The 4,227-nt window shown below is 33.0% G+C and carries 1 protein-coding gene and 1 pseudogene; both read right to left on the minus strand.

What is annotated here, in order from left to right:
- Positions 1-44 precede the first annotated feature (44 nt).
- Positions 45-1,760, minus strand: coding sequence for a methyl-accepting chemotaxis protein (locus V7056_RS16360; RefSeq protein ID WP_499703490.1), 1,716 nt, complete (start codon positions 1,758-1,760; stop codon positions 45-47).
- A gap of 62 nt (positions 1,761-1,822) precedes the next feature.
- Positions 1,823-4,093, minus strand: a pseudogene (locus V7056_RS16365) (putative bifunctional diguanylate cyclase/phosphodiesterase).
- Positions 4,094-4,227: the final 134 nt, after the last annotated feature.

The raw sequence follows: 4,227 nt of genomic DNA on the forward strand, positions 1-4,227 counted from the left end.
CCATAGGTCAATGTAACTGACCTATGGGACATCCCCTTTTATCATTATATTTGGAACTTATTAGTTAAAACCTTTAGTTCGTTTGCCATGTTTGCAAGCTTTTCAATCGATGAGGTCATAGTCATCACAAGTTGATCTTGTTCATGCGAAATTAAGACAGTTTCATTTGTATTTGTCACGGCATTTTCTGCGATATTTGCAATTTCAATATTTGATGCTGTTATTTCTTCAGTCGAAGCAGACATTTCTTCAGAGGTGGCTGTAACTTCTTGCATTTGAATAACGACCCCTTCAATAGCCCCTAATATTTTTTCGAACGCTTCACTAGTTTCCTCTACAAATGAAATTCCATTTTCAACATCATTTGTAACAGTATCCATACTAACAACAGTCGCATTTGTATCTAAAATAATTTTTTCGATTAGTGTTTGAATATTTTCTGTTGATTGCTCAGATTGTTCCGCAAGTTTTCTTACTTCATCAGCGACAATTGCAAAGCCTTTACCATTTTCTCCTGCTCTAGCAGCCTCTATAGCGGCATTTAATGCTAATAAATTCGTCTGCGCAGATATTTCTCTAATCAATGTGATAATTGAAGCAATTTCCTTAGAATGAGTTTCTAAAATTTTAATATTTGCAGACGAATGATTAACAGAATAATTTATTTTTTTCATCTGTTCAATTACTTTGACTAACTTCTCATTGCCATGTTCTGCTTCATGTAATGTCATAGTCGAAAATTCAGAAACAGTAGAAGAGGACTTAGCTATTTGATTGACACCTTCAGTCATATTTTCAACAACTAAAACATTTTCTTGTAAACTATTACTTTGAAGCGAAGAACCATAAGATAATTGTTCCATTGTTGAAGCAATTTGATGACTAGCAGCCCTTGTTTCAACCGCCTGTAATAATAATTGAGAAGTCGTCTCGTGAACTTCTAGTGAATTTTGATTAATACCATGAATTACATTTCGTAAATCAGTTACCATTTGGTTTACTGAGTTTGCTAGCTTCCCAATTTCATCATTACGATTACATTTAAAAGTATGTGCTAAGTCACCATGACCTACATGTTCTAAAAACTTTGTTAATTTCGAAATTGGATTGACTAAGTAATATATAAATCCAATAATTGTCATGATGCTTATTAATAAGACCACAATTGTAATAATTATCATTTTAAGTTTATTTTTTTGCATCATCTTGTATATCTCAGTTGCATCGAAATCAGCACCTAATATACCAACCATTTCTCCAGATGCATTTTTAATCGGAATATATGCAAATAATACTGCTCCGTATTCCTTAGTGTAACTTAAATTGCCAATAACTGCTTTTTCCGTTTCAAATACTTTTTTTAATTCTCCGTTATCAGTCTCTTTATCTCCTAGATGCGAGTACTCTTTAGCATCTTCTGGCATACCATCAACAACATAATAGTATTCATACCCATTATTTGTTTCTGTACGGTTGATAGTATATAAATAACGTAAGCTATTTGTTTCTCTAACTTCGTTTAACTCATTACGAAGTTTATAGTAATAATCCGTTTCACCAGAGTTCAAACTAAGCTCTTGATACGTTTCTACATCAATCTTTTTTACTGCTTGTTGTGCAATTTTTTTAGCTTGATTACTAACAGTTTTTGTTACAAGTTTAGTAGATGAATAATAAGAAGTATAGCTTATTAAGAGACCTGCTAATAATATCAATGTTGTAAATACAAACAACATTTTAATTTTAATGCTTTTCCTCATGACTTTTGTCCTCTTCCTTTGCTACAATAATTTTCATGTTAATTTATGGGAACAAATACTATTTAGCTTATTACTACTTGTTCATTAAGAATACTGGTTAACTTTTCAGCAGAAATGGGTCGGCTAAAAAAGTATCCCTGAGCTTCATTGCATTGTCTTTGTTGAAGAAAATGAAGTTGTTCCTGAGTTTCTACACCTTCTGCAATTACTTTTAAATCCAAGTTGTGAGCCATATTGATAATGGTATGAACAAGTGCAGCATCTTTAGAATCCTCAAAAATATTTCTTGTAAATGATTGATCAATTTTTAAGGTTTGGATAGGGAGCAGCTTTAGATAACTTAATGAAGAATACCCCGTACCGAAATCGTCAATGGAGAGATGAATACCCATTGCTTTTAGTTTTTCCATAGTAGAAATTGCATACTTAGAATCTTGGATTATACTTTCGGTTAGCTCTAGCTCAAGGTATTGCGGTTCTAGTGCTGTTTCCTTTAATATATCACTTACAATTTCTACTAAATTACTTTGTTGGAACTGACGAGAAGAAATATTTACAGCTATTCTTAAAGGATGATGGCCCTCATTTTGCCAAAGTTTATTTTAGCGACACGCCTCATAAAGTACCCATTCACCTATTGGGATGATTAACCCTGTTTCCTCTGCTAAAGGGATAAACTCAAGAGGAGCAATATTTCCCCACTCAGGATGTTGCCATCGGATAAGAGCTTCTGCACCAATCGTTTTTCCAGTAGTGACATCAACCTGTGGCTGATAGTAAACTTTAAACTCATTACGCTCCAATGCTTTTCGTAAAGCAATTTCTAATTTCATTTTCTGTGATACGACTTCATTCATATCAGGTGTATAAAACTGAAAATTATTTCTTCCTTGCTCTTTTGCACGGTACATAGCTGTATCAGCATTTTTAATCAATGTTTCTATATCCTTACCATCTGATGGATATAAACTAATTCCGATTGATGGTGTAACAAACATTTCAGGTTCTAACAAAAATGATTGATTAAATAAATCAATTATTTGATGGGCTTTTTTCGTAATTTCATCAGAAGTTGTATTTGGAAGAAGCACTACAAACTCATCTCCACCTTGACGTGAAAGTGTATCCGCTTTACCCATACAAGATTGAATTCGCTTTGAAACTTCTATTAATAAACGATCACCAATTGCATGTCCTAACGTGTCATTAATATATTTAAACCGATCTAAATCAATAAACATAATCCCAATGATTTGTTTATTTTCGCTCGCCTGATCTAATGCTAGTGCAAGACGATCGTTTAATAAATGACGATTCGGTAATCCAGTTAATGGGTCACGATAAACCATTTGATTGATTTTTTCTTCGGCCTTTTTACGTTCGGTAATATCTCGAATGATACTACTAAAATACGTTTTTCCCTCTTCTTCCCATGTAGCAAGAGAAAGTTCAATTGGAAATTCACATCCATCTTTTCTTAGTCCAAATAATTCGACCGTTTTTCCGATAACATGAGGTTTTCCAGTAGAATTATAACGCTCCATCCCTTTATGATGAGCTTCTCTAAATTTTTCAGGTATGATGATTTGTAAATTTTCACCTAATACATCCTTTTCTTGATATCCGAAAATGAGTTGAGCTCCCTTGTTCCAAGAAATAATGCTTCCTTTATTGTCTGCTAGAATAATTGCATCATTAGCAGACTCAATTACAGAACGAAATTTCCTTTCTGATTGAATAGATAGGGATTCAAAGCGATTTTTTATAAAAGAACTAATAAAAACCAAACTTAATATGATTAGTATCCCAATTCCTATTGAATACGCTAATAATGTATTATCTAACATTGGAGTAGATAAATTTGATTGTTCATGATCATGTTTAAATGTTGCTGCAGCCATTCCAGTATAATGCATTCCTGATACTGCAAGTCCCATGACAATCGAACTACTTGCTTTTCTCCACAATAATCCGGGTTTGTCGTATTTTTGTTGGACCAAAAACAATAGTAATAATGCTACTAATGAAACGACATAAGCAATAATAGCTGAAAGGGCAAATAAATAAGGGTTATATTCTATCGTTGCATTCATAACCATTGATTCCATTCCAGTATAGTGCATAGTTACAATTCCAATCGCAATAAAAAAAGCTCCGATTATGAATTGATATTTACTTTTCGAATATCTACTTACAATAAACAATGCTAATCCGGATGAAAAAATTGCAGGAATAATTGATAGAATGACTAAGACTAGGTCGTATGTAACTGGAACATGTAAATGAAACGCGAGCATTGCTATAAAATGCATTGACCAAATGCCCAATCCCATTGCTAATGATCCACCTGCTAACCATAAGAAACGTGTAATACCTTTTGTGTTATGAATCCGAATACTAAGATCCAATCCAGCAAATGAAGCGAAAATTGCGATAATAATAGAAAATAAAACGAGAGGTAGATAAT

Source organism: Bacillus sp. JJ664, from assembly GCF_036962205.1.
In the GTDB taxonomy this organism is placed as follows: Bacteria; Bacillota; Bacilli; order Bacillales; family Bacillaceae_G; genus Gottfriedia.

Excerpts from the sequence above, each read along its gene's own strand:
- V7056_RS16360 (WP_499703490.1), bottom strand. The coding sequence starts at position 1,760 with ATGAGGAAAAGCATTAAAATTAAAATGTTGTTTGTATTTACAACATTG.